Below are 23,763 nucleotides of genomic sequence, written 5' to 3'. Positions count from 1 at the left end.
CCCTGTGGCCGCTGAAGAGACGCCGGATCACCTGGAGGACTCACACGGCATCATCGTCCGGGAGACCTCCAGCTGGAAGCGCCTCAGGCTGTTCATGAAGGACTTCCGTGTCCGCGCACTGTTGACACTCGCACTTCTCGTCATCATCGCCTTCGCCGCCCGCGGCCACTACCACCTCTTCTACGACGGCTGGGAGGCCATCAAGAAGGCGAACAACTGGTACGTCGTCACCGCCTGCGTGGCGATGGCCCTGGCCATGATCGCCCAGGCCGAGGTGATGGTCGTCCTGCTCCGGTCTGCCGGCGTGAAGGTGAAGCGCACGACCGCCAACGCCCTCGGGCTCTCGGCGAACGCCTGGTCGGCGACCTTCCCCGGTGGCCCGGCGATCTCGGCGGCGATGATCTTCCGTGAACAGCTCAAATGGGGTGCCACCCCGGTCATCGCCAGCTGGTACATGGTGCTGTCCGGCGCGCTGGCCGGCGCAGGCATGGCGATCCTCGGCTTCGGCGCGATGTTCTTCCTCAGCGCCGACGTCCACCCGTACTCCATGGCCTTCACCCTGGTCATCCTGTGCCTGCTCGCCTGGGGCATGAACTGGGTCGCGAAGCATCCGCAGAAGGTCGAGTCCGGCCTGTTGCGCGTCCTGACCTGGTTCAACCGGAAGCGCAAGGCGCCGGAGGGCCGCTGGCACGACAAGATCCGTGGCTTCTCCGACCAGCTCAGCGCCGTGGAGCTTCCCCCCACGAAACTGCTGTGGTCGGTCATCCTGTCGCTGCTCAACTGGGTCACCGAGATCCTGTGCCTGCTGTTCTGCGTCCACGCGGTCGGTGCGACCCCGTCCATCGCCGGCGTGGTGCTCGCGTTCATCACCGCGAAGCTCGTCGGCCAGGCCCAGATCACCCCCGGTGGTCTGGGACCGGTGGACGCCGCCCTGGTGGGCATGCTCGTCGGTGCGGCACAGATGGGCTCGGCGAAGGCTCTGGCAGCGGTGATCGTCTTCCGCATGATCAGCTTCCTCGGCCTGGCGATCATCGGTTGGCTGGTGTTCCTCTGGAACTTCGTCCGTGACTCGGTGGATACCCAGCACTCCCCCACGCTGCGCCAGATCGCCAGCGGGACGGCGGCGCGGGGTGAGAGCGACTCCCCCGGTGCAGACGGTAAGGACACGGCCCGGCCTCCGTCGAACTAGACTGTCGGCATGTCCAACAGAGACGCCGGAAGCACCACCGAGCCCGTCGGTCCGACCTCCGCCACGGCAGGGCTCAGCACCCGCAACGCCATCATCGCCGACGTGATCGCCGTCCTGGTCTTCGCTCTCCTGGCCCGGATCGCGCACAACTCCGATGACCTGCCGCTGTCCTTCACCGGCTGGCTCGACACGACCTGGCCCTTCCTCATCGGCGTCGCCCTGGTCTGGGGCCTTCTCGTTGCGGGACGCATCCATCCGGCCCCCGGTTCCGGCTGGGTCATCGTCGGGGTCACCTGGGTTGTCGGCATGCTCTTCTGGGCGCTGCGCCATTCGGAGATCCCGCACTGGTCCTTCATGATCGTCGCCGCGGTGATGCTCATCGTGCTGCTCATCGGGTGGCGCGTCGTGATATCCCGGGTCACCGCCCGGCACTGACCCCACCGGTCACACCACCCACCACGAAATCCAGGAACGCCGCAACCGGTGGGGCCGGTGTACCGTGCGCTGACCACACGACACCGAGTTCGCGACGTCGGCCGGTGTCCAGCGGAATAACCTGCATCCCGGGCAACTGCAGGTTGGGGTCGTCCAGCGGCAGCAGGGCCACACCCAGCCCTGCCGAGACGAGTCCCGCCACCGTAGTCAGCTCCATCGACTCGAAGACCAGGGTAGGGCGGAAGCCGGCGTCCTCACTGAGCTGGTCGAGGATCATCCGGGTGCCGAAGCCCTCCAGCATCGCGATGAAGCGCTCGTCCCGCGCCTCGCCCAGGGCGATGGTGGTACGGGGTCGCCCCGCCGTGTCCACCGACAACGGATGGCCCTCCGGGACCGCCAGTCCGAGGCCCTGCTGGGCCAGTTCCTGCCACCGCACCTGACCGGCGCGGATCTGACCGACCGGCTCCGGACCGACGAGTGCGAGGTCGGACGCACCTTCCACCACGCGGTCGATGAGCTCGCGGGCCGCGCCCTGGACCAGCTCGAAGCGGACCGTGGGATGCTCCGCACGCCAGGACCGCAGCAGGTCGGGGACCATCCAGGTGCCCAGCGAGTGCATGAATGCCAGACGGACGGTGCCTCGTTCCGGGTCGACGACCCGGCGGACCTCCTCGACACCGTCCCACCAGGTGTCGCGGGTGCGCCGCGCGGCCGCCGCAAGGATCTCGCCCCGGTGGTTGAGCACGAGGATGCGTCCCCGCCGGTCGAAGAGGCCGGTACCGACCTCGGCTTCCAGTCCGGCGAGCCGACGGGACAGGGAGGACTGGCTCAGGCCGGTGGCCGCGGCGGTGTCCGCCATACTCTCGGTCTCCACGAGGTCGAGGAACCATCCCAGATCATCAATGCGCATAACGGGACAGTATCCTGTGTCTGTTGCATTTTGTGGAGGAAAACCCGCGGTGCACCATGGGATCCATGACTGAGACAGGACTCTCCCCCGGCGACCCCGGCTACCGGCGCGTCATGGTCGCCGCAGCGACGGCCGGCCTGGCGTCCTTCAACGCCATGTACCTCACCCAGGCACTGCTGCCCTCGATCAGCGAGAATCTGCACGTCTCCCCCACCACCGCCGCGCTGACCGTCTCGGCGACGACCGGACTGCTCGCCGTCGCCGTCGTGCCGGTGAGCATCATCTCCGAACGGGTGGGACGCCGCCGCGTCCTCCAGGTCTCCGTCCTCGCCGCCACCGTGCTCAGCCTGGTGCTCTGCCTGGCTCCCGGTATCGGATCCCTGATCGCTCTGCGTGCCCTGCAGGGCATCGCCGTGGCCGGGGTACCGGCCGTGACGATGACCTTCCTCGCCGAGGAGATCCACCCCAACCACCTGGGCCGCGTGATGGGCCTCTACATTGCCGGCACCACCCTCGGCGGCCTGCTCGGACGCCTCATCCCCTCCTGGTTCCTGGAGATCACCGACTGGCGTGGCGCGACACTTGCCGGCGCGGCCGTTGCCTTCCTGCTCGCCGTCGTGTGCGCCTGGGCCCTACCCGCACAGCGCAACTTCACCCCGAAGAAGATCACCCTGCGTCACGAGATCAACGCTTTCCGCCGGCACTGGAGCAACCCCCGACTGGTACCGCTGTTCATCCTGCCGTTCCTTCTCATGGGAGTCTTCGTCTCGCTGTACAACTACCTCGGGTTCCGCCTCACCGACCGGTTCGGGCTCTCGGAACTGTGGGCCGGGATGGTGTTCCTGCTGTACCTCTCCGGCACCTGGTCGTCGGCACGGGCCGGGGCGCTGGCGACGAAATACGGGTCTGGACAGGTACTCACCGGGGCATCCTTCCTCTCGGTGGTCGGACTGCTCATCGCCCTGGTCCCGAACCTGTGGGTCACCGTCGTCGGCGTCCTGATCTTCACCGCGAGCTTCTTTGCCGCCCACTCCACAGCGTCCTCGCTGGTCGGGGCACGGGCAGAGGGTGACCGGGCCGAAGCGTCCTCCACCTACGTGATGAGCTACTACCTTGGGTCGTCGATCCTGGGCTGGAGTCTCGGCCATGTCTTCGACCTGGGATGGATTCCCCTGGTTCTGGCGTTGACGGGGATACAGATCCTCGCACTGATGCTCACGATCCGGGCAGGTCAGCGCACCGTCCGCCGATAGTTACGGGGAAAATATCCACATTGCGCAAGAAAAACGTTGCGGAGCGCTAGGATGATCCGGACAGGACGAGGCGGACTGACCGCCGACACCATACTGACGGACGCCGACGGGGCGTCTACGGAGGAAACACAATGGGACATATCAAGGGCAAGCGCTTCGCCGGCATTCTCGCCGTCGGACTCCTGGCCACCGGCGGCATGGGCGTCGCCGTCGCCCAAGGCGGTATCTCCGCCAACCTGGCACTGTCCAACACCATCTTCTCACAGACTGTCACCGGCCTCGACGGTGAAGGTGTCGCCATCTTCGTCGGCAACGACAAGCTCGAGGGCGGCGACGTCGCCGTCGCGAAGCTGAAATTCAACAAGGCCAAGGTCACCGACCTGTGCATGGCCGCCCCGATCAAGCTCCCGGGCCTCGGTGAGAAGAAGTTCCAGATGAAGGTCCCGGGCCAGAACTTCAGCGCCGACAATCTCGTCATCGGTGCCCCCGGCCTCAACGGTGGCATGACCCTCACCAACCCGCAGATCGGTGTGGACGCCTCCCAGCTCGACGACAGTGCCGGCGCCGGCCAATGGGGTATCGCCGCCGACACGATCCACGCCTTCGACCAGAAGATCAAGGCCACCTCGATCGCTGCCGACGAGCTCACCGCCGCCGGTTCCCAGGTGTCCGTCGTCGACGCGGACAAGGCCGACTGCTGATGTCCGACGCCTCCACCCCCGACACCCCGACGGACGCCACCGCGCCCGTGAACGGTGCTGAGGACCCGGCGAAGGACTCCACCGGAGAGTCCCGGTCAGAGAAACTCGAGAAGGGGAACCGCCGGTTCACCCGCTGGCGTAGGCAGCGCGCTTTCGCCGCCGGTCTCCTCATGATCATCTCCGGAGCGTGGATCCTCACCCCGGCGTACCTCGCCCTCAGCGTCTCGAACATCCAGATCCAGGTCTCCACCATCGGTGGCGTCTCGACACTGGTCATCGGCATCCTGCTCATCGTCTGCGGGCTGATGACCTGGTTCCGTGGCGAAGGGCGCATCCTCACCGGCGTGGCCGCGATGATCCTCGGTATCGTCGCCCTGCCGCAGTCCAACCTCGGCGGTTTCTTCATCGGTACCCTCCTCGCCGTGATCGGTGGCGCTCTCGCTCTGGCGTGGGTCCCCCAGTCCAAGGAGGACGCGAAGGCCGAGAAGCAGTCCAAGAAGGACAAGAAGAAGGCGAAGAAACAGGCCAAGGCCGCCGGTGGTGCCGGTGCCGCTGTCGCCGCTGTCGTCGCTGCCCTGACCGTCGGTCTGGGTTCCAGCACTCCCGACGCCAACGCCCAGCTGCCGGCACTGCCGGATCTCCAGCTGCCGACGATCCCGGGCCTGCCCGGTGGTGACAACGGCACCGGCGACGAGGGCGACGGCGAGGAACAGAGCAACAACACCCCCCGCCTGCCGTCGCTGCCGGAGATCCCGACCCCGCAGCTCCCGTCTCTGGACGGCAATGACCTCCAGGACCAGATCGACGGTGGTCTGGATGCCCTCGGCGTCGAGATCCCCGGCCTGAATGTCGCTCCCCCGGAGCCCGTCCCCGGGATGGGGACTCCGACCGGCTCCCCGTTCGTCATCCAGGCGGACACCACCGCGATGACCCCGAACATGAAGATGTCCTTCGTGACCATCGACACCCTGCAGGGGCCGAAGCAGGCGATGCGGATCGACTCTGACGAGACGGTCCTGGGCAACCTGAAGGTGCAGTTCCCGAATGCAGCGGGTGGTACCGATCTGATGCAGGACACCCGGGGCGGCACGACCACCCTGTCCGGCAACTTCCACATCTTCGTCAAGAAGGTGACGATGACCCTGGAGTTGATGGGGCAGAACACCCAGATCCCGATCACCATTGACGCGGACTGGGCACCGGAACAGATCATGGCGGAGCTCTCGAAGATCGGTCTGGGTCTGCCGGATCTGCTGTCCGAGAAGACCCGCATCCTCAACGGACGCATGGACACCTACCTGGTCATGGCTGACAAGCTTGAAGCCCCGACCACAGAAATCCATGAGTGGAAGGACTCCGGTCCCTACCACGCGATCCGGGACTGATTCTTCCCTTCCCCGGCGCCGGTGAGCCCGGCATCCTCAGTCATGAGGGTGCCGGGCTTCTCCGTGTGCGAGCTCGGTATCAGTCACATGACGCTGCCTCTGTCTCAGTTGTCCCGGTTCCGCCCCAGCCCCAGCTGTCCGGAAGTAGTGCCGGGAAGTCGCTCGGACGGCGCAGTGCCGACTCCTCGGCGCTACTTCCGTACATGTGGGGTTCCAGAGGACGCGAGCCTGTACGCCTGTGAACGGAACGAAGCCCGGCACCCCCTCCCAGGAGGGGTGCCGGGCTTCGTCCAAGCAGAAGACGGTTGGGGCCGTTCTTACTCGGCGGGGGTCTCCGGGGTCTCGGGAGCCTCCGGGGAACCGGTGTCGTCGCCCTCATCGGAGCTGCCGGCAACGGCGTCGGAGACAGAACCGATGACGTCGTCCAGCTCGATGCCGGAGTCAGCGGAGAGCTGTGCGGCGTCCGCCAGGGTAGAGCTGGAGAACGGTGCCGCTGGAGAAGGCCGCGAGGACCTTGAAGAGAGTCACCCAGTCGGTCTCGGCGAGCGAGCTGATGACGTCGGCGCCGTCGGAGCCCTCAGCCTCGGGAGTCTCGGGAGTCTCCGGGGCGTCGGTGTCGTCGCCCGGGGTCTCCTCGGAGGAGCCGGAGGACGGGTCGGCGGAGCCCTCGGAGTCGGTGTCGGTGGACTCGGAGGAGGGCAGCGCGGAGCCGGAGGCGTCCGCCTCATCAGCGGTGGCGGCCGGGACAGCGAGTGCGGCAGCGGTGGCCACCGACAGCGCGGCGGCACCGGCACGACGGGTGAAACGGGAGGAAAGGGTGGAACGAGACATGTGGTGAACCGTCCTTACGAGGTAGGGGAGAAAGTTGAGGTGTGCGGATCGTGAGAGGTGTACACGGCGGATAGTCACATCCGCCGCTCACAGTAACCGCCATCCCCTACCTCGCGCTGCCCGCTGTTCCCACTGAGTGGAATGCTTCGGAGCCACCAGCGTAAAGAGCCACCTGACCACCCCTGAATCAGACCGGGTGGCCTCCCCCGAATCGACAGGTGGCCCTCATTGCCGCAATGACTACAACGGCATGATGGTGTGCTTCTTGGGCACCTCGGGCACCTGCTTGTTCGCCAGCATCCGCAGCGACTGACGGATCCTGAGCCGGGTCTCGGCCGGGTCGATGATGGCGTCCACGTAGCCACGCTCCGCCGCCACGTAGGGGCTGGTCATGTTGGCGTTGTAGAAGTCCATGAACATCTTCTTCGCCGCCGGACGCTGCTCCTCCGGCAGGGCGGCGAGCTGGCGTCCCTGGATCATCACCGCGGCACCTTCGGCACCCATCACGGCGATCTGTGCGGTCGGCCAGGCGAAGTTCATGTCGGCGCCGAGGTTCTTCGACCCCATCACCGCGTAGCCACCGCCGAAAGCCTTGCGGATCACCACGGTCACCTTCGGCACGGTCGACTCCACCATCGCGAAGCCGAGCTTGGCGCCACGGTGGATCAGGCCGACCTTCTCCTGCTCCAGACCCGGGAGGTAACCGGGTGTGTCCACGACGAACACCAGGGGCACGTTGTAGGCGTCGCAGATGCGGATGAAACGGGTGGCCTTGTCCGCGGCGTCCGCGTCCAGGCAGCCCGCCAGCTGCATCGGCTGGTTGGCGACCACACCGACCGACCGGCCGTCCACACGGGCGAAGCCGGTGATGATGTTCTGGCCGAAGTCCGGCAGCACCTCGAGGAAGTGCTCGTCATCGAAGATGCGGGTGAGAACGTCGGTCATGTCGTAACCGGCGTTCGGGTCGTCCGGGACGACGTCGAGCAGCTCCGCATCGACATCGTTCGGCTCGTCGCCCACCGCCCAGAACTTCGGCGTCGGCTCGAAAGCCGAGGACGGAAGATGGTCGAGCAGGTCACGGACGTAGGCGAAGGCATCCGCCTCGTCTGGCGCGACGTAGCTGAGATTGCCTCGCTCGGCCTGCACCCGGGCACCACCGAGGTCCTGCATGTTGATCTTCTCACCGGTGACGGACTCGATGATCGCCGGGCCGGTGACGAACATGGTGGTCTGCTCCTCGACGCCGACGAGGAAGTCGGTCGTCGCCGGGGCGTACACCGCACCACCGGCGCAATTGCCGAGCAGCACGGAGATCTGCGGCGACTGGCCGGACAGCGGCAGCTGACGCCGGGAGATCTCGGAGTACATCGCCAGACTCATCACGGCGTCCTGGATGCGGGCTCCGCCGGAATCGTTGATGCCGACGACCGGGCACCCGATACGGGTCGCGAAGTCCATGACCTCGCACACCTTGTTGCCGAAGGTCTCGCCCACTGAACCGCCGAAGACGGTCTTGTCGTGGGAGTAGACCGCCACGGGACGCCCGTTGACCCGGCCGTAGCCGGTGACGACGCCGTCGCCGTAGGGCGCCTCGTCGTCACCGGGGGTCCGCGCCAGAGCCCCGATCTCAGTGAAGGAGCCGGGGTCCAGCAGTTCGTCGATACGCTGACGCGGGGTGGTGTGACCTGCTGCATCGCGCTTGGCCCGGGCGCGTTCACTGCCCGGGTCGAGGGACTCCTCGGTGCGGCGCTGCAGGTCCGCCAGCTTCTCCGCGGTGGAGCGCCCGGACCCGGGCGCGTAGCGGTCGGCCGGCGTCTCTGCCGTGTTGTCTGCTGAATTCTCAGTCATACTCACGTCTCCCACGCTAGCCCAGTGCGGCGGTGATCTCGTCGAGGTGCTCGACGATACCGGCACCGACGATGCCGATCGCCGGCTCATCGGGGACGCCGAGGTGGTCGCCGGCGAGCTGGACGATCTCCAGGTCGTCGACGATGCCGCCCCAGCCGCCGTCGGGAGCGATCTCGGCGAAGCTCGGCTCCAGCTCGATCGCGCCCTCGTGCATGCCCTCGGACTTGTAGAGCGTCACCGGTGCGGTGACATCCGCCCAACGGTGGAAGTCGAGGGTGTTGAGGATGCGGGTGTCGACGAAGCTGGCGCGCTGGTGCTCCAGCACACCGGCGGCCAGGCCGTGCTCGGAGGCGTCGGTGTTCTGCAGGAACATCGTCATCATCCCGATGAGCGCCTCCTCGCCCTGCTCCTCGAGCAGGTCGTGCGGAACGGGCAGCTCGATACCGTAGGTCTTGGCGGCGAAGGCGGAGTAGCGGTCCCAGCGGGCGTGCATCTCCTCCTTCGTGTCCGGGGCGGGGTGCAGCGGCTGGACCAGGTCGAGCAGCTCCAGGTGACCGACGGTGACGTCGGTCTTCTCCAGTCGGTGCGCGACCTCGTAGGCCAGGGCACCACCGAAGCTCCAGCCGCCGAGGACGACGGGCAGCCCGTCGGCCAGCCGGGTGATGTCGGCGACGTAGGCCTCGGCCCGCTCGTCGAGGGTGCCTTCGAGACGCTCGACGCCGTAGACCGGCACGTCGGCGGGCAGGCGACGGGTCAGCGGTTCGTATACCACCGAGGAGCCGCCGGCGGGGTGGAACATGAACACGGCGGGGCGTCGGGATCCTTCAGGACGCTCACGAAGGACGCGGATATTCCCCTCGACCTCTGTCTCCAGTGACTCACGGGCGATGTCGGACAGCGGCTCGACGGAGTCCGCCTCCAGCACCTGCGCGACGGTGATCTCCGAACCGGAACGTTCGTTGATCCGGTCGGCGATCTTCCGGGCGGTCGCCTCGTCGATGCTGTTCAGCGGGCTGGTGACTCCGGCCGGGGCGACGCCGGTGAGTGAGGCCCAGGTACCGAAGACCATGCGCTCGGCGGCATCACGCGGGGCGACGCCGACACCCTGGGGCCCGGCGTCCTTCTCCTCCGAGGACGCTTCGGCGGGTGCTTCGGCCGTCTCAGCAGGAGCCTCGGCAGCCTCAGCAGTCTCGCCGGTGGCCTTCGCGGCGACCTGCGCCTCGACCATGGCGATGACGGAGTCCACGGACCCGTCGCGCAGTTCCTGGACGTTCAGCGGCGGCAGGTCGAAGTCGTACTCGACCCGGTTCTTGATGCGCATGCCCATCAGCGAGTCGAGACCGAGGTCGATGAGCGGCAGCTCACCGGGCAGGTCGTCGACGTCGTAGCCCATGGACTCGGAGACGATCTCCTTCAGCCGGTCGGCGACGGACTGACCGGACTCCGGGTTCCAGCGCACGGCGTCCGTGTCCACGGTCGGCAGAGCGTGGGCGGCGGCGCCGGTGTTCGCTTGCCGGGCAGCGGCAGCGGCCGGGGAGGTGGTCTCCACTGCGGATGCGGTGAGGGCCGCAGCGGCGCCGGCTGCGGCAGACGACCCACCGGTGGTCGGAGCGAAGGCCTCACCGACGAGGGTGGACGCCCCGCCTGTGGTGTCGTTGGTGACGGCGTAGATCTGGACGTTCAGACCGCCGAGGGTGCGCTGGATGATCGTGGTGATCTCGTCACCGGCACCGCCGGTGAGTGCACCGTAGGTCTCGGTGGCACTGACCTGCGCCCCGGCAACCACCGAAGACACCGCAGCCTCGGCCAGTGCGGCGATCGAGGTGACCTCGGAGACCGGCACGGAGAAGGCGGTCCGGCCGTCCGGCAGGGAGACCTTCGCACCCGGCATGCCGCGGACCGCGCCGCCCCCGGGTCGGGCCTCGGTCCAGTGACGGTGCAGGTTCCAGTGCACGCCCGGCACCTCGGCGTAGCGCTTCGCGCCGGAGAGTCCGGGCACGTCGGACAGTTCGGCGAAGTCGATGTCGGCGCCACGGACGTAGAGCTCGGAGACGGTGGCCAGCAGGGTGTCGGCGCTGGGCTCCTTGCGCTTGAGCAGGAACATCAGCGAGGAATCACCGGCATTGTTCGCGAAGGCCGTGTTCATCATCGGCATCAGCGCCACCGGGTTCGGGGAGAACTCCACGAAGGTGCGGAAACCCGCCTCGAACTGGGCTGCGGTCGCGGCCTCGAACCACACCGGCTGACGGGTGCAGCGCACGAAGTAGTCTGCGTCGTGCGGGGCGTCCCCGGGGCGGTAGACGACACCCTTGTCGACGGTCGAGTACAGCGGCGTATGGATCGGGTGTGCCTCGACGGTGCAGATCTCGGCATGCAGCTCACCGAGGATCGGATCGAGCATGCTGGTGTGCCCGGCACCCTTGACCTGCATCTTGCGGGCGAAGCGTCCCTCCTCCTCGAAGTGGGCGACCAGGGCGTCCACCTGGGCGGCGGGGCCACCGACGGTGGTCATGCCCGGCGCGGCGTAGACCGCCGGCTCGACGGCGGCGAACTCGGGGTGGTCGGCCTCGAACTGCGTGAGTTCCTCGACGCCGAGGTCGATGACGGCCATCGCACCGAGCTTGTCCTCGGGTAGCAGCCGCTCACCCTCGCCCATGAGACGGGCGCGGTGGCAGGCGATGCGCACGGCGTCCGCCATGGACAGGCCACCGACGGCATAGGCTGCGGCGATCTCGCCCATGGACTGGCCGACGACGGCGGCGGGCTTCGCACCCAGCGACTTCATGAAGTCGGTGAGGGCGATCTGGATGGCCGTGATGCCGACCTGGGCGGACTCGAGGTCGAAGTTCTGGGCGTCATCGTCGATGAGCGCCAGGAGGTCCCAGCCGGACTCCGCGCGGATGACCTCGGCGATCTCGGCGACGCGGGCGGCGAAGCGCGGCGAGAGGGCGCAGAGTTCCTTGCCCATCTTGCGGTGCTGGGAGCCGTAGCCGGAGTAGACCCACACCGTGCCCTCCCGGTCGGGGCTGTCGGCCACGCAGATGCCTGCGCCCTTCTTCCCGTTGGCGAGACGTTCGAGACCTGCGGCGGCGGTCTCGGTGTCATGGGCGAGGACGATGCCGCGGGACCGGCCGTGGTTGCGGCGGCCCAGGGTGCGGGCGGTGGCGGCGAGGTCCGCCTTCGCACCTTTCCCGGTCAGCCAGGCGGCGACGTCACCGGCGGCGGTGCGGCGGCGGGAGGGCAGCAGCCCGGAGACCGGCAGCAGCTGCGGGATGCCCTCGGCCGTCGTGTCGAACAGCGGGAGGGAGGCGGCGTCCTTCTCTGCGTCCTTCTCCCCTGCCTCGGCGGCGCCGGCCGGATCGACGACCACGACGTGGGCGTTGGTTCCGCCGAAGCCGAAGCCGGAGACACCGGCGACGGCATGGCCGGAGTACTCGGGCCATTCGCGCGGGTCCTCGACGACCTCCAGGTGGTCACGGTCGAAGTCGATGTAGGGGTTCGGGCCGGTGAAGTTCAGCGACTGCGGCAGCATGCCGTGGCGCATGGACTCGACGACCTTGATGATGCCGGCGACACCGGCGGCGGCTTCGGTGTGGCCGAAGTTCGTCTTCGCCGAGCCGAGCAGCAGCGGGTCGGCGTTGTCGCGCCCGGCGCCGAGGACGCGGCCCAGGGCACCGGCCTCAATCGGGTCACCGAGGATCGTGCCGGTGCCGTGGGCCTCGACGTAGTCGACGGTGGCCGGATCGATGCGGGCGTCCGAGTAGGCCTGACGGAGCACGTCGACCTGCGCCTCGGGGTTGGGGGCGGTCAGTCCGTTGGAGCGTCCGTCCTGGTTGACGGCGGAGCCGGCGATGACGCCGAGGATGTCGTCGCCGTCACGGCGGGCGTCCGACAGACGCTTGAGGATGAGGACGCCGGCCCCGTCGGAGCGGACGATGCCGTCGGCGTCCTCGGAGAAAGCGCGGATGCCGCCGGTCGGGCTGAGCACGCCCAGCTCGGAGAAGGCGACGGTTCCGAAGGGGTTGGCGAGGATGTTCACGCCACCGGCGACGGCGACGGACGCCTCCCCGGCACGCAGAGCGGCGACGGCGTCGTGGACCGCGACGAGAGAGGAGGAGCAGGCAGTGTCGACCGCGATCGAGGGGCCGCGGAAGTCGAAGGCGTAGGAGATACGGTTGGCGATGACGGCGGTCGAGTTGCCGGTCAGCGCGTAGGGGTGGGCCGCAGTCGGGTCGGCGGCTATGAGCATCCCGTAGTCGTTGTTCGACGTACCCATGAACACGCCGGTCCTGGTGCCACGCAGGGTGTTCGCCGGGATGTGCGCGTCCTCGAGGGCCTCCCAGGTCAGCTGCAGCAGGATGCGCTGCTGGGGGTCCATGTTCGCGGCCTCGACCGGGGAGAGTCCGAAGAACTCGTTGTCGAAGGAGGCGATGTCCTGCAGGTAGCCGCCGGTGAGCTGGGCCTCGTTCATGCGGCGGACCATCTCCGGGTCGCCGTCGAACTCGCTCCACCGGCCCTCAGGCAGGTCACCGACCCCGCTGCGCCCCTGCTCGAACAGCGTCCACATGTCACGCACGGACTCCGCGCCCGGGTAGCGGGCGGCCATGCCGACCACGGCGACCTGCCGGTCCTCCGGGTCCAGTGCCCCGGCGCCCGCCGCCCCGGTGAACTCCCCGGCACCTGTGATGCTGGCGCCTGCCTGGTTGATCACGTAGGACGCCAGATCGGCGATCGTGTTGTGCTCGTAGGCGACGGTGGCGTCGAGGCTGATGCCGGTGAGCCGTTCGAGGTCACCGGACAGCACGACGACATCGCGGCTGGAGAGGCCGAACTCCTCCATGAGGCGGTCGTCGGTGATCTCCGCGGCGTCCAGACCGGTGGTCGTGGCAACCCAGTCGTGCAACCAGGCACGCATCTCCGGGACGGTGGTGGGGGCACTTGCAGGCGTGGTCGACATAAAGCGGGAGCGTCGCCTTTCTGGGCGGTGATTCGAACGGATCGGACTGGGGCGGTAGGGGTACGCAACGATCGGAAGCGGCCACCGTCGAGGTTATATCGACGGTGACCGCTGGATCGCTACATTCAGCCGGATGTACAGCATACCGGTCAGAAACTGTGGCGGGCTGTGAACGCTATGCGAAAACGCCTTCAGTCCAGAGCTTGGAGGCGACGCGACGGGCGATCTTGTTGGCCGAGGACCGCGGGATGCTGCCCTGCTCGACGATGCGGACCTCGGTGGGCTGGACGCCGTGGACCGAGGTGACGGCGGAGCGCACCGCAGCGACGGCGTCGGCGTCCCCGGCGGGGTCGGCCTCCGGGTCACGCTCGGCGATGATGATGAGTTCCTCGACATCCGCGCCGGTGTCCAGCGCGAAGGCGGCGATGACGTCCCGGAGGATCTGGTCGGTGGCCTCCTGGGCGGTGGCCTCGATGTCCTGCGGGTAGTGGTTGCGGCCGGCGATCACGACGAGGTCCTTGATACGGCCGGTGACGTAGATCTCGCCGTCGATGATGGTGGCGAGGTCGCCGGTGCGCAGCCAGTTGTCCTCCGGGAGGCCGGCGGCGGCACTGTCGTCGAGGCGGTTGGCCTCCGGCAGCTCATTGCGGAAGGTCTCGACGGTCTCCTCGTCGCGGTCGAGGTAGCCGGCGGCGACGTTGTTGCCGTGGATCCACAGCTCGCCGACGGAGCCCAGCGGTAGTTCCTTACCGGTCTCCGGGTCGACGACCACGACGGCCTCGTTCGGGCCGGGGGCGCCGACGGAGACGATGGCCATGGCCTTGTCGGAGTCGCTCTCGGACTCCGGCAGCTCGACGATGCGTCCGGCGGAGAGCTCCTCGCGGTCGAAGACGCGCAGCAGGGGGCGGTTCTCGGTCTGCGGGGTGGAGACGAACACGGTCGCCTCGGCCAAGCCGTAGGAGGGACGCATGGCGGAGCGGACGAAACCGTAGGGGCCGAAGACATCCTGGAAGCGGTCGATGGACTGGAGGCTGACGGCCTCGGCACCGTTGATGACGCCCTCGACGTGGCTGAGGTCGACATCGGCGAGATCCTCACGCTCGGCAGGGTTCGCGTAGCGGGCGGCGAGCTCCAGGGCGAAGTTCGGCACGGCGGCGTAGACGTTGACGGCGTCCTCGCCGACAGTGCCCTTCTCGGAGAGCTGTCGGATCCAGCGACCCGGGTCCTGGATGAAGTCGCGGGGGCTCATGATGTCCTGCGGGATGCCGAGAATCAGACAGAAGGACGCCAGGATGATGCCCATGTCGTGGTGGAAGGGCAGCCAGTTGACCAGGCGCATCGGCATCTGGAGCTGCCCGGCCTGGAAGACCTGGAGCACATTGGTGACGACGTTACGGTGGGTGAGGACCACGCCGGCCGGGGCGCGGGTGGAGCCGGAGGTGTACTGCAGGAAGGCGGGGTCCCCGGCCTTCGGGGCGAGCTCCGGGTGCTCGGCGAAGAGCGTCATCGGGTTCTCCCAGTCCTCGGCGAGCGAGTCCGGGAGGGCGTCGACGGTGAGGATGCGGGGACGCTCACCGGCGGGCAGGTCGGAGAAGTGCTTGCGCACGTCCGCCGCGGAGTTCCTGTTCGTCAGCACCACGGTCGGGGTGGAGGATGAGAGAACGGCGGTGAGGTGGGCGCCGTGACCCGGCTCGGTGGGGTCGTACAGCGGCACGGGGACGGTACCGGCGTAGAGGGCGCCGACGAAGCCGATGAGGTACTCGGGGCTGTTGTTGGCCAGAATGGCGACGCGGTCGCCGGGGGTGGTGACCTGCTTCAGGCGGACGCTGACGGCCTTGATCTTCGTGTTGACCTGGGCGCGGGTCCACTCAATGACCTCACCCTCACGGGAGGAGGAGAAATCGTGGTAACGGAAGAGCACGTCATCGGCGGTGCCCTGCATGCCGGCCAGTGCGAAGAGCATCTCGTTCATGCCCGAGAGCGTCAGCTGGTCGGGGATTCTGATGTTTCCCTTGTCGTCGTAGAACTGCTGCATCGCTGCGCTGACGTCCATGTGGTCTCCTGTGGTTCTTGTCTGGGCGGGGAGTGATCGAGTTTCTCCCAGAAACCTTAACGGTTCGCGGCGCTGAATTGTTATGGACACCGCTACAAAACGGATCTAACTGTCGATAATGTCCTTCGCCCAGTTCACGATCCACTCGGGCACGGTCGCGTCGGGGACGACATTGCCGTTGGTGGAGTACTGGGCGTGGACGCCGTTGGCTGCGATGAGGTCATTGGCGCGGGCGACGGCGTTGCCGATATCGCGCGGGGCACTGCACACCAGGTCGGCGGGGTCGCAGAACTGGTTGACGCGGTCCTGGAGTTCGCCGAAGCCCGTCGGCCTGGGGCCACGCATGGTCGCACCGGGGACGATCGGCTGGACCAGGAGGTTCACGGAGCTCAGCGCGATCTCCGCACCGATGCCCTGGACATCCGGGCTGCCGACGAGAGTGCCCTTGCCGTCTTCGCGGCGGCCGTCGGCGATAAGGGAGACGCCGGCGACGTTCGCGGCGGGGACCGGCCCGTTCCCGTTGCCGATCTCGGTGGCGAGATCACCGGTGAGCACCGCGCCCTGGCTGAATCCGGTGAGGATGAACTGCGTTCCGGGACACTCGGCGTAGGTGGCGGACATTTCCTCCACGATCCGGTCGTAGCCCTGGTTGCGGGAATCGTCGTAGCTCATCTCGCCGAGGGCGTTGATGTTGCGGAACTGTGCCGCGTACGGGAGGGTCCATACCTTCACTCCCCCGTTCGCGCCGTCGGCGGTGGCGTCTCCGCCGTAGGCCTCCTGCAGCGGGTTGGTGACACCGAGGAGCAGCGAGTTCGGGTTGGCCGTGGGGTGGACCGGGTCATCGTCGGCATTGGACTCCCAGGTACCGGGCGCGGAGATGACCTCGTAGGCCGGGCAGCTGTCCGGCTGGTCGACATCGGTGCCGGGCGTGGGCGAGGCACCGGTAGTGGTCGGACCGGGCTGGCCATCATCAGTGCGGGACATCCACTGACCGACGCCGACAATGAGGATGACGACCAGCACGATGACACCGAGAACGGTGAGAGTCTTCTTCATTGATACGACGCTACCCGTGCGGGCTGGCAGGTCGCTGGCAGGTACCCGTGATCGGGGTGGTAGTCGTGGGGCTGGTGGGTTCTAGGTATGACGCCAGGACGCGCCCTCACCCGCCCCTTTGCCGGGCTCCCCACCCCATGTCCGCGTCGTGGGGCCGCAGGATGGTCTCCGGCCGATGTCCCATCCTGCCGTCCCACGATGCCGACACCCCTCCTGTGTCGGCAACGGGGCAACTAGGAGCGGGTGACGTTCCCGGCTGCATTGACAGTCAGCGTGCCGCCCTCGAACTCCACGGACCCGGGGGCGTCGTCGATTCCGGTGTAGTCGCCCTTGATGAAGCCGAGATCACTGGACTCGTGGCCCCGTGCGGCGTAGTAGTCCCAGATCTTGCCGTGCATGATCACGTAGGTGCCGAGGTCAGAGGTGTAGATCACGCCGTTCTCGTAGTTGCGGTACCGACCGGAGGTGCCCTGCGGAGACTTGGGCGTCGTGCCCGAAGACCCCGCTTCACCGAGAGCCTCCCTGACTTCCTCGGAGAGGCCCTCGAACTTCGCGTCGATGGCGGCAGTGGTGCCGGTCTCGATGGCCTTGCCATCCTCCTCGGTCAACGTGCCGCCCTCGAAGGTCGCAGTGCCGGTCCCGAAGTAGTCACCGGTGATGAAGCCCAGCGGACCGGACTCATTGCCCTGTGCGGAGTAGGCGTCCCACACGGTACCGTGCACGATGACGTAGGTACCAAGGTGCGAGGTGTAGATGACGCCGTTCTCGTAGTTCTGGTAGCGCCCGGAGGTGCCCTGTGGGGAGGCCGGGGTCGTCCCCGAATCCCAGGGATTGTTGTTGACCGCGGTACCGAGAGCCTCCTTCTGCTCCCGGGTCAGCGAGTCGTACTTGTTCTCGACGGCAGAATTGGACTCATCCGTGGTGATGTTGCCCTCTGCGTCCGCCCGCACGGTTCCGCCCTCGAACTCCGCCACGCGGGAACCGTCGGCGTTGATCGTCTCGTCGGAGACGAGCTTCCCCAGGTCACCGCCCTCGAAGCCCTGGCCCTTGTAGTGGTTGAAGATCGGGCCGTGATACAGGACGTAGTCGCCGTAGCTCGTGGAGTAGACGACACCGTGGTCGAAGTCGTTGAACTTTCCGACGTTGTCGTACATCGTGCCGGTCGAGTTGGTCGGCCAGCCGAGCCGGGCGCGGTCGGCGGCGGGAAGGTCCTCGAAGCGCTCGGCGATGCCGCCGGCCAGCAGACGCACGGCTCCGGAGGTTTCGTCGTCTCCCGGCAACCGGACCGCAGCACCGTCCTCGAAGTCCTGGATCTGTCCGGTCTTCCCGTCGACGGTGATGTCCCGTTCCCCGGACACCGGGTAGCCGTAGGGACCGTACTCGTGGTTCGTCTTCGCCCACTCGTCGTAGACATCCATCTTCATGGTGACGGGGCCGGCGCCCTGCTGGACATTGGACCAGTAGATGAAGCCCTCCTCGAACTGCGCCCAGGCGCCGCCTCCCTTGCCCCGGGAGTCGGGCTCGACCGGCCAGCCCAGCCAGCCGGCCGGGCCACCCTCGGTACGGTACTTCGCACTGGTCCGGCCCCAGGTGGCGACAGCCTCGTCGGCACCTGCGGTCGTGTCATCGACCTCGCCACCCTTGAGGTACAGGACACCGTTGCGGTAGTCCTGAGCGGCACCGATGACCTCGCCGTCGTCGTCCTTGATTTCATAGACCTCGCTGATGCAGTCGCCGAGGTCGTAGTTGTTCTGGTTGGTCTGGTAGCGCTCAACCGCCTCAGCGAACTTGCCGGTGGACTCGCACTCCACAGCCTCATCCTCTTCCCCGAGACCGAGATACCGGGCCGCCATCGGCCAGGACTCCTTCATCTCGTGGGTCCAGTACGGCCAGATGTGGGTACCGGTCGGGCGCCACCGGGTCGTCACGTCGACGCCGGCGACCTTGGCAGCGTTGACGAAGCTCTGCGAGGTGACACGTGCCATCGACTCCATGGTCGCCGACCGCAGGTCAGCGGGAACCGACGGCAACACGCCCGGATTGTCGTGGGCGCCGGTGAACCCGTTACCGGCGGCGACGTAGATACCCATGCCCTTCATACCGCGGACCAGCAGTTTCGGATCATGCTCACGCCACTGACGGCTGTAGTACGGCCCCCACATGTCGGTGACGTCGTAGCCGGCCTCCTTGTCGATCATGCCGAAGAGCTGCGGCATGCCCACGGACGTGGTGTCCAGGTATCCGGAGAAGGACGCCATGAAGTTGAACTTGTCCGGGTGTCGGGCAGCGAGGACGGCGGCACTGGTGCCGCCCATGGACAGGCCGTTGATGCCGCGCTTGTCATTGGTGCGCCACTGGGTCTTCAGAATCGGGATGAGCTCGTCCATGAGGAAGCTCTCCCACTTGATGGGCTTACCGTCGACGTCGTTGACCCAGTCGGAGTAGAAGGTTCCGCCGCCGCCGATCGGCATGACGACGTTGACGTTCTTGTCCGAGTAGAAGCTCACGGCATCAGTCGAGTAGGACCAGGCGGATTCGTCCTCACGGCTGTACAGCGGGCCGAGCTGCCAGAGGGACGGGAAGGTCCGCTCCGGGTCCTTGTACCAGTCGCGGGCCAGGTGGATCTGGACCTGCATCGTCCTGCCCGGCATGTTCGACGAATGGATGTAGAGCTTCACCCACCGCTCGGTGATCCACTCGACCTTCTCGACGGAGGTGCCGTCGGGAAGGCCGGAGTTGTCCGGCACCGTGGTTCGCATGATGCCACGGTCCGGGGCATCACCCGGGTCCATGAAGGCCAGCGGAGAGTTCTCCGGTGCGCGGACACCACGACCCTCGTCCTGAACCTGATCAGGCGAGTCCATGAGCGCCTCTGGAGCGTCCTGCAGGGTCTGAGCGCGAGTATCGCCGACTGCCGCCGGCTCCTCGTCTGCGCCGGCAGACGGAACCGCCACCGGCACGGCGAGTGCCAGAGCAAGTGGCAGGGCGAGAACGGATCTCGGGATACGGCGAGACTTGCGGTGACGGGACTGCTGCGAGGTGGGGCGCATGGGGAACTCTTCCTGAAACGACAGCAGCAACGGCACGGAGGCCGACGCTGTGACAGATGTGACGGAAGTAAAAGTAGCACGGCGTCAAAAGCCCGTCACTGGCCCGATGTGCTGCACAGGCGCTGCATTGCCGCCGGATCATCCCACCGGAAGACCGGGTAGAAGGACGCCTGGCCGCCGACCGGCAGGACCAGCATGATGTTCTTGTCGCCGTACGTCGACCGGATGTCGCCACGGTTCTTCTGTAGCCAGGCGCTGGAGTACCCGCTGCCGTAGATGCCGTTGAGTCCCCACAGGGACAGGGAGCAGAGAACCGGGACCGCGGCAACGGCACCGCGGCGTCTTAGGTCAGGAAGTGTCAGGTTCTCCTGATGATCGTAGCGTGTTCACCCCACCCTCACGGACGCTTCAGGTGACCCCGACGGTCACAACTGGCGTCCACCCCGCTTGAACATGGACTGACCAGCGCCTGGTCGGCAGCTGATCAGATCCCGATCATCCGCAGTAGTTGGCCTCTGCGGCGGCCTTGATGGCCTCAGCCACAACCTCCGGGTCCTCGTCGGTCTCGCCGAGTGCCTGCAGCTGGCCGGCGATGGCCGGGACAGCGAAGCTGTCGCGTCCCTCCTCGTTCGCCAGGCACTGCTCGTGGGCGGCGGCGATCATCTGGTCCTGCAGGACCTGGTCTCCGATGTCGATGTTCTTGCCCTTGAGCTCATCGAGGAAGGCGTCGTCCTCCTCGCCACGCACGGCGGACGCCTCGGGCAGCTCGGTGATCTCGGAGATGCCGCCGTCCTGGGCGTCGCCCGAACCGGAGTCACCGCCGTCCGAGTGCGGGTTCGGAGTCGTGGTCACGACCTCACCCGAGGTGGTCGGGTTGGCCGGCACGACCTGCGACGGGCCGGAGGACGCCGAGTCGTCGCTCTCCGCGGTGGAGGAGTCGTCACCGCAGGCCGCGAGGGCCCCGGCGGTGGCCAGCGCGAGGACGCCGGCACTCAGTGCACGGGTGGTACGGGTGGTACGGGTGGCACGGAAACGCATGAGCATCAGCCCTTGTAGTCCTTCTCGATCTTGCCGTCGACCATCCGGATCTCACCGTGCTGGAAGGTGACCTTCCGCACGCCGTTCTCCTCGGTCTCGTCGGAGGTCGGGTAGCCGAACTTGCCCTGCTCGTAGCCTTCCTCGCCCCAGGCATTGAAGATGTCGCCCCGGGAGAGGCTGTGCGCACCCGTGGAGGCAGACCAGTAGATGTTGCCGCTGTCGAACTCACTGAAGGCACCACCGTTGATCTTGTTCTCACCCGAGGTCGGGAAGCCGAGACCGGACTGCGACGGGCCGCCGTCGGCGATGTACTTCGCCGCTATGACGCCCTGGACGTAGTTCACCTTGCCGTCCTTGTTGCGGAGGATGACGCCGTTCTCGAACTTCTGCCACTGACCGCCGTCGATGTCGACTGCCGCCTCGGTCGGGAAGCCGAGCGGGCCGTTCTCCCAGTTGGTCTGGCCCCAGGAGTCGATGATGTCCTTCTTCACGGGGACAGCGCCGGTCTCCGGGGTCCAGTAGATCGCCCCGTTCTCGAAGTTCACGAAACGGCCGCGACCGTTGGCGATCGTGATCTCCTCGGAGGTCGGGTAGCCGAGCCAGGAATCCGCGCCGCCCATCTCGGAGTAGCGGGCGCTGATCCGGCCCCAGGTGGCGTGGGCGCCGGTGGACGGCTTCCACCAGACACGACCGTTGCGGAAGTCCTGCACCTTGCCGCCGTCCTTGGCGTCGTACTCGTTGGTGATGCAGGTACCGAGCTGGCTGCTGTACTTGTCGGCGGTCTTGGCGATGTCACCGACCGGGGCACAGGTGGCGCCGGTGTCCTCGTCGGAGAGACCGAAGGTCTTGGCCATGTACGGCCAGGCCTGGGTCATCTCGTACTGCCAGTAGGGCCAGTCGTGGGTGCCGGAAGGGCGGAACTTCTCGATGACCTCGACGCCGGCTTTCTTCGCGGCGGAGACGAAGGTGCGCGAGGTCAGGTTCGCCATCGCCTCAAGACCCCAGGCAGCCGGGTTCTCCGGGAATCCGGGAATCGGGCCCTCAACGTCATAGGCACCGGCGTTGCCGTTGCCGGAGGAGACGTAGACGGTGGAGTCCTTGAGCTTGTCGACCAGCTGCTTCGGGTCGTTCTCGTTCCAGCGGGCGGAACCGTAGGGGCCCCACATGTTGGTGGCGGACAGGCCGCTCGTGTCGTTGACGGCGTAGTCGATGGCCATCGGCATGCCGAAGGAGGTGGTGTCCAGGTAGCCGGAGAACGAGCCGACGAACTGGAACATGCCCGGGTTGTGGGCGGCGAGGTTGACCGCGGCGGTACCGGACATGGACAGGCCGGTCAGTGCCCGCTGCTCGTTGGTGCGCCAGCCCTCGCGGAGCACCGCAGGGAGCTCGTTGATGAGGAAGGACTCCCACTTGTAGTTGACGCCGTTCTGCTCCTTGTCCCAGTCGGTGTAGAAGGAACCGGCACCGCCGACAGGCATGACGACGTTGACGTTCTTGTCGGCGTAGTACTGCGCGATGTTGGTGGACAGCGTCCAGCCGGACTCGTCGTTGCGGGCGCGCATGCCGTCGAGGGCCCAGACGGACGGGAAGGTCTTGTCCGGCTGGTTGTACCAGTCGCGGGCCAGCAGGATCTGGACCTTCACCGGCTCGCCGGGCATGGCGGCGGAGTTGATGTAGACATTCGCCCACCGGTCGGTGAGCCACTCGACCTTCTCCACGGAGACGCCGTCGGGCAGCCCCGGAAGATCCTGCTCCTGGATGGACTGCGGGATGCGCTCCGGGACCGAATCGGGGTCGACGATGTCGCCGAAGATCGACGGGTTGGGCTGCGGGGCGTTCTCCTGGGCGGCGGCCGGGGTGGCCAGCGGCAGGGCGACGGCCACGGACAGCGGCAGGGCGAGCACGGCAGTGGTCACCCGTCGCGCGCCACGGATACCACGGGTATCACGGGCCCAGGGGGACTTCTTCGCGGCGAATGGCTTCATGTTCCGTTCTTTCCTCTTCAGGTCTCGTACATCAGGGGCCGGCGGGCCACCTGCCGCGTCCGCTCCGAGCGGGTTCCCCTCCCACTCGGAGTGTCGACGGCACGGGCCCGAACTCACCGGCGGAGGCCGGAGTGAACCGGGGGTGTGACAGGAGCCATTATGGACGCCTGCCCCGGCGTCTCAGTGCTGACACGCCAGAAGTCTAAAGTTTTAGTTGAAGGTTAGGGTCCAGAGTAACAGACCCGACGTGGCGCCAGAACCCGCACACAGAACACCAACGGATACTGTGCCCCGGGTATTACCACCCGCTCCCCCGCGTCCGACCCGGCGCGCGCTCCGCGGCACTCAGTCGAGGATGAGCAGCCAGATCGCCACATGGTGCAGCGCCGCCGCCACGACCGTCGCCGCATGGAAGACCTCGTGGAAACCGAACCACCGGTCCGAGGGATTCGGACTCTTGCGCCCGTAGACCACCGCCCCGGCCGAGTAGACCAGACCACCGACGACGATGAGAATGCCGGCGACCGCAGGCAGAACGTCCACGAAGCCGGGAAGACGCAGCACCGCGACCCAGCCGAGGACCAGGTAGACCACCACATCGACCCAGCGGGGATGGCCGATCCAGAAGATATTGAGCGCCACGGCGGCGATCGCCGCGACCCAGCACACCGGCAGTACCCACAGACCGTCCGACCAGGAGCCGAAACTGTAGACCACCACCGGCCCGTATGTGCCGGCGATGAACACGGCGATCATCGAATGGTCGGCGCGTCGCCACGCCTGCACCGTGGCCTCACTGCGCCACGGCGCGCGATGGTAGAGCGCAGAGACGGTGAACAGACCCACCAGGCAGGCGACGTAGAGCAGCGTCACCCAGGACAATGTGCCGGCGCCGTGGAGGCTGAACGCGGTGACCACCAGTGCGGTGCCGGTACCGGCGAAGTACCAGGCCGAGTTCTCGTGGAGCCGGCCTCGCAGTAGCGGACGTAGCCCCCGGTCGACGGGAGGGCGCCGCGTTCTGTGGGAGGGCCGGGAATCGGGCACCACGGGTGAGGTCATGTGCACATTCTAA

The 23,763-nt window shown here is 67.2% G+C and carries 15 protein-coding genes; 5 read left to right on the top strand and 10 right to left on the bottom strand.

Annotation, left to right across the window (positions count from 1 at the left end; genetic code table 11):
* Positions 1 to 94: 94 nt before the first annotated feature.
* Positions 95 to 1,189: a lysylphosphatidylglycerol synthase transmembrane domain-containing protein gene (locus tag ACZ9GM_RS13755; RefSeq protein ID WP_476038366.1), complete on the top strand. Its 1,095-nt coding sequence runs from the start codon at positions 95 to 97 to the stop codon at positions 1,187 to 1,189.
* 9 nt (positions 1,190 to 1,198) lie between these two features.
* A complete protein-coding gene (locus ACZ9GM_RS13750; RefSeq protein WP_291475440.1) occupies positions 1,199 to 1,624 on the top strand; it encodes a DUF3054 domain-containing protein in 426 nt (141 codons plus the stop codon).
* Here ACZ9GM_RS13750 and ACZ9GM_RS13745 read toward each other — a convergent pair.
* Positions 1,608 to 2,534 (bottom strand): LysR substrate-binding domain-containing protein, encoded by a 927-nt coding sequence (locus ACZ9GM_RS13745; RefSeq protein WP_476038165.1) that lies wholly within the window; start codon positions 2,532 to 2,534, stop codon positions 1,608 to 1,610. The genes ACZ9GM_RS13750 and ACZ9GM_RS13745 overlap by 17 nt on opposite strands.
* A gap of 56 nt (positions 2,535 to 2,590) precedes the next feature.
* On the opposite strand from ACZ9GM_RS13745, the gene ACZ9GM_RS13740 reads away from it, so the two are divergent.
* From ACZ9GM_RS13740 to ACZ9GM_RS13730, 3 genes are all read left to right on the top strand, one after another.
* Complete coding sequence (locus ACZ9GM_RS13740) at positions 2,591 to 3,787, top strand: MFS transporter (protein WP_291475436.1); 1,197 nt, start codon at positions 2,591 to 2,593, stop codon at positions 3,785 to 3,787.
* Positions 3,788 to 3,918: 131 nt separating this feature from the next.
* Positions 3,919 to 4,488 (top strand): DUF6230 family protein, encoded by a 570-nt coding sequence (locus ACZ9GM_RS13735; RefSeq protein ID WP_291475434.1) that lies wholly within the window; start codon positions 3,919 to 3,921, stop codon positions 4,486 to 4,488.
* Positions 4,488 to 5,873, top strand: a complete 1,386-nt coding sequence (locus ACZ9GM_RS13730) for a DUF6114 domain-containing protein (protein WP_476038164.1) — start codon at positions 4,488 to 4,490, stop codon at positions 5,871 to 5,873. The genes ACZ9GM_RS13735 and ACZ9GM_RS13730 overlap by 1 nt, the downstream gene beginning before the upstream one ends.
* 441 nt (positions 5,874 to 6,314) lie before the next feature.
* On the opposite strand, the gene ACZ9GM_RS13725 is transcribed toward ACZ9GM_RS13730, so the two are convergent.
* From ACZ9GM_RS13725 to trhA, 9 genes are all read right to left on the bottom strand, one after another.
* The gene (locus ACZ9GM_RS13725; RefSeq protein ID WP_476038163.1) at positions 6,315 to 6,704 is read right to left on the bottom strand and encodes a hypothetical protein; all 390 of its coding nucleotides are present in this window, start codon (positions 6,702 to 6,704) and stop codon (positions 6,315 to 6,317) included.
* A 240-nt stretch (positions 6,705 to 6,944) separates the two neighbouring features.
* The gene (locus tag ACZ9GM_RS13720) at positions 6,945 to 8,552 is read right to left on the bottom strand and encodes an acyl-CoA carboxylase subunit beta (protein WP_291475428.1); all 1,608 of its coding nucleotides are present in this window, start codon (positions 8,550 to 8,552) and stop codon (positions 6,945 to 6,947) included.
* Between the two features lie 16 nt (positions 8,553 to 8,568).
* Positions 8,569 to 13,509: a polyketide synthase Pks13 gene (gene pks13, locus ACZ9GM_RS13715; RefSeq protein ID WP_476038162.1), complete on the bottom strand. Its 4,941-nt coding sequence runs from the start codon at positions 13,507 to 13,509 to the stop codon at positions 8,569 to 8,571.
* Between the two features lie 175 nt (positions 13,510 to 13,684).
* Positions 13,685 to 15,562 carry a FadD32-like long-chain-fatty-acid--AMP ligase gene (locus ACZ9GM_RS13710; RefSeq protein WP_476038161.1) on the bottom strand — a complete coding sequence of 626 codons (1,878 nt, stop codon included), beginning with the start codon at positions 15,560 to 15,562 and terminating at the stop codon, positions 13,685 to 13,687.
* Between the two features lie 105 nt (positions 15,563 to 15,667).
* Positions 15,668 to 16,618, bottom strand: a complete 951-nt coding sequence (locus ACZ9GM_RS13705) for a cutinase family protein (protein ID WP_291475423.1) — start codon at positions 16,616 to 16,618, stop codon at positions 15,668 to 15,670.
* A gap of 233 nt (positions 16,619 to 16,851) precedes the next feature.
* Positions 16,852 to 19,668, bottom strand: coding sequence for an alpha/beta hydrolase-fold protein (locus tag ACZ9GM_RS13700; RefSeq protein ID WP_476038160.1), 2,817 nt, complete (start codon positions 19,666 to 19,668; stop codon positions 16,852 to 16,854).
* A gap of 495 nt (positions 19,669 to 20,163) precedes the next feature.
* On the bottom strand, positions 20,164 to 20,712 hold the full coding sequence (locus ACZ9GM_RS13695; RefSeq protein WP_476038159.1) for a DUF732 domain-containing protein: 549 nt from the start codon (positions 20,710 to 20,712) through the stop codon (positions 20,164 to 20,166).
* Positions 20,712 to 22,691: an alpha/beta hydrolase-fold protein gene (locus tag ACZ9GM_RS13690; RefSeq protein WP_476038158.1), complete on the bottom strand. Its 1,980-nt coding sequence runs from the start codon at positions 22,689 to 22,691 to the stop codon at positions 20,712 to 20,714. The genes ACZ9GM_RS13695 and ACZ9GM_RS13690 overlap by 1 nt, the downstream gene beginning before the upstream one ends.
* 345 nt (positions 22,692 to 23,036) lie before the next feature.
* Positions 23,037 to 23,750: a PAQR family membrane homeostasis protein TrhA gene (gene trhA, locus ACZ9GM_RS13685; protein ID WP_291475415.1), complete on the bottom strand. Its 714-nt coding sequence runs from the start codon at positions 23,748 to 23,750 to the stop codon at positions 23,037 to 23,039.
* Positions 23,751 to 23,763 lie beyond the last annotated feature (13 nt).

This window comes from Corynebacterium sp. UD i78 (genome assembly GCF_056280545.1).
Note: the sequence above shows the minus strand (reverse complement) of the source record. Positions and strands in the feature narration are given on the sequence as shown.

Coding starts and splice junctions, on each gene's coding strand:
- ACZ9GM_RS13755 (WP_476038366.1), top strand. CDS start 95: ATGAAGGACTTCCGTGTCCGCGCACTGTTGACACTCGCACTTCTCGTC.
- ACZ9GM_RS13750 (WP_291475440.1), top strand. CDS start 1,199: ATGTCCAACAGAGACGCCGGAAGCACCACCGAGCCCGTCGGTCCGACC.
- ACZ9GM_RS13745 (WP_476038165.1), bottom strand. CDS start 2,534: ATGCGCATTGATGATCTGGGATGGTTCCTCGACCTCGTGGAGACCGAG.
- ACZ9GM_RS13740 (WP_291475436.1), top strand. CDS start 2,591: ATGGGATCCATGACTGAGACAGGACTCTCCCCCGGCGACCCCGGCTAC.
- ACZ9GM_RS13735 (WP_291475434.1), top strand. CDS start 3,919: ATGGGACATATCAAGGGCAAGCGCTTCGCCGGCATTCTCGCCGTCGGA.
- ACZ9GM_RS13730 (WP_476038164.1), top strand. CDS start 4,488: ATGTCCGACGCCTCCACCCCCGACACCCCGACGGACGCCACCGCGCCC.
- ACZ9GM_RS13725 (WP_476038163.1), bottom strand. CDS start 6,704: ATGTCTCGTTCCACCCTTTCCTCCCGTTTCACCCGTCGTGCCGGTGCC.
- ACZ9GM_RS13720 (WP_291475428.1), bottom strand. CDS start 8,552: ATGACTGAGAATTCAGCAGACAACACGGCAGAGACGCCGGCCGACCGC.
- pks13 (WP_476038162.1), bottom strand. CDS start 13,509: ATGTCGACCACGCCTGCAAGTGCCCCCACCACCGTCCCGGAGATGCGT.
- ACZ9GM_RS13710 (WP_476038161.1), bottom strand. CDS start 15,562: ATGGACGTCAGCGCAGCGATGCAGCAGTTCTACGACGACAAGGGAAAC.
- ACZ9GM_RS13705 (WP_291475423.1), bottom strand. CDS start 16,618: ATGAAGAAGACTCTCACCGTTCTCGGTGTCATCGTGCTGGTCGTCATC.
- ACZ9GM_RS13700 (WP_476038160.1), bottom strand. CDS start 19,668: ATGCGCCCCACCTCGCAGCAGTCCCGTCACCGCAAGTCTCGCCGTATC.
- ACZ9GM_RS13695 (WP_476038159.1), bottom strand. CDS start 20,712: ATGCTCATGCGTTTCCGTGCCACCCGTACCACCCGTACCACCCGTGCA.
- ACZ9GM_RS13690 (WP_476038158.1), bottom strand. CDS start 22,691: ATGAAGCCATTCGCCGCGAAGAAGTCCCCCTGGGCCCGTGATACCCGT.
- trhA (WP_291475415.1), bottom strand. CDS start 23,750: ATGACCTCACCCGTGGTGCCCGATTCCCGGCCCTCCCACAGAACGCGG.